The organism is Herbaspirillum lusitanum P6-12 (assembly GCF_000256565.1).
In the GTDB taxonomy this organism is placed as follows: Bacteria; Pseudomonadota; Gammaproteobacteria; order Burkholderiales; family Burkholderiaceae_D; genus Herbaspirillum; species Herbaspirillum lusitanum.
On sequence record NZ_AJHH01000286.1, the window covers coordinates 1 to 1,972 of the forward strand.

Consider the following 1,972-nt stretch of genomic DNA (forward strand, 5'->3'; position numbering starts at 1 on the left):
AAATTGGGTGTCGAACAACTGGGGCTTCTACAGCAACCCTGAAGTCGACGCCATCATCGCCAAGGCGCGCACCACTTTCGACGCCAGGCAGCGCGATGCCTTGCTGGCCCAGTTGCACGCCAAGATCGTCGACGAAGCGCCGTTCGTCTGGGTGGCGCACGACACCGGTCCGCGCGCCATCTCGGCCAAGGTCAAGGGCGTAGTGCAGCCGCAAAGCTGGTTCATCGACATCGCCACAATGACGATGGATTAAATCGGCATCGATGCATTGACGTTGTGAACATTGCTGCCGGTATTGCGAGGGTAATGCCGGCGGCAAGAATGACTTACTGAAGATACCCATGATTTCCTATCTGATCCGCCGCGTACTGTATGCCATGCCCATCATGCTGGGTGTCGCGTTCCTGTGCTTCATGCTGGTCCACATCGCACCGGGCGATCCGCTGGTGGCGATCCTGCCGCCGGATGCGTCCGTCGATTTGCAGAAGCAACTGATGGAGCTCTACGGTTTCAATCGCAGTTATCCCGAACAATTTTTCAGCTGGGTCTGGCGTGCCATGCACGGCGACCTCGGCAGCTCCATCGCCACCGGACGACCGGTCGCGCAAGAAGTCTTCAAGGCGGTCGGCAACACCTTCATGATCGCCGCACTGGCGACGCTGATCGGTTTCTTCTTCGGCTCGCTGTTTGGCTTCGTCGCCGGCTATTTCCGCAACTCCTGGGTCGACAAGATCGCCTCCTTCATTTCCGTGGTCGGCGTCAGCGTGCCGCATTACTGGCTCGGCATGGTGCTGGTGGTGGCCGACATCCTGTCGCAGGAATTCGTGATCGGCCTCAAGGCGCGCGGCCTCGGCGAGTTCGGCGTGTTCCGCCACGTGGTCAAGAACTGCGCACCGACCGCGATGGCGGTGATGGGCCTGCAGCTCGGCTATCTGCTGGGCGGCTCGATCCTGATCGAGACGGTGTTCTCCTGGCCCGGCACCGGCTTCCTGCTGAACCAGGCGATCTTCCAGCGCGACCTGCCGCTGCTGCAAGGCACGATCCTGGTGCTGGCCTTGTTCTTCGTGTCGCTGAACCTGTTGGTCGACATCCTGCAAACCGTGTTCGATCCACGCATAGAAAGGGCATGATCATGTCGACCCTGCAAGCGACTGCTGCAACTCCCGTCTCCGCCTTGCCTTTGCCTGCGTTCAAACGCTCACGCGGCCATTGGGCCAACGTCGCCGCGCGCATCGTGCGCAATCCGCTGGCGATGATTGCCGCCGTCATCCTGCTGGCGCTGATCGGCATTGCCGTGTTCGCGCCGTGGATCATGCCGGCCGATCCCTTCGCCACGTCGATGTTCACGCGCCTCAAACCGATCGGCACGCCCGGCCATCTGTTCGGCACCGACGAGCTCGGCCGCGATCTGTTGTCGCGCCTGATGCTGGGCGGACGCCTGTCGCTGTTCATGGGCATCACGCCGGTGCTGACGGCCTTCGTCATCGGCAGCGGCATCGGCATCCTCGCCGGGTATGCCGGCGGCTTCATCAACACTGCCATCATGCGCACCATCGACGTGCTGTATGCGTTCCCGTCGGTGCTGCTGGCGATTGCCTTGTCGGGTGCGCTCGGCGCCGGCATCGTCAACGCGCTGACCTCGCTGACCATCGTCTTCATTCCGCAGATTGCGCGCATTGCCGAAAGCGTCACCACGCAGGTGCGCCGCAGCGACTACGTGGATGCGGCGCGGGCGTCGGGGGCGGGCGCCTTCACCATCGTGCGCGCCCACGTATTGGGCAACGTGCTCGGGCCGATCTTCGTGTATTCGACCAGCCTGATTTCGGTGTCGATGATCCTGGCCTCGGGTTTGTCCTTCCTCGGTCTCGGCGTCAAGCCGCCCGAGCCGGAATGGGGCCTGATGCTCAATACGCTGCGCACGGCGATCTATACGCAACCCTGGGTGGCGGCATTGCCGGGCGCGTTCATTTTC

Annotated in this window: 2 protein-coding genes and 1 pseudogene; all 3 read left to right on the top strand. The window is 62.5% G+C overall.

Annotated features, from left to right (window positions below; genetic code table 11):
* Positions 1 to 253: pseudogene (locus tag HLUSI_RS27780) on the top strand (ABC transporter substrate-binding protein); the annotation flags it as partial.
* 88 nt (positions 254 to 341) lie between these two features.
* Positions 342 to 1,130, top strand: a complete 789-nt coding sequence (locus HLUSI_RS0109130; protein WP_016833679.1) for an ABC transporter permease — start codon at positions 342 to 344, stop codon at positions 1,128 to 1,130.
* A gap of 2 nt (positions 1,131 to 1,132) precedes the next feature.
* Positions 1,133 to 1,972: ABC transporter permease (locus tag HLUSI_RS0109135; RefSeq protein WP_050977671.1), on the top strand; the 840-nt coding region annotated here is incomplete at its 3' end.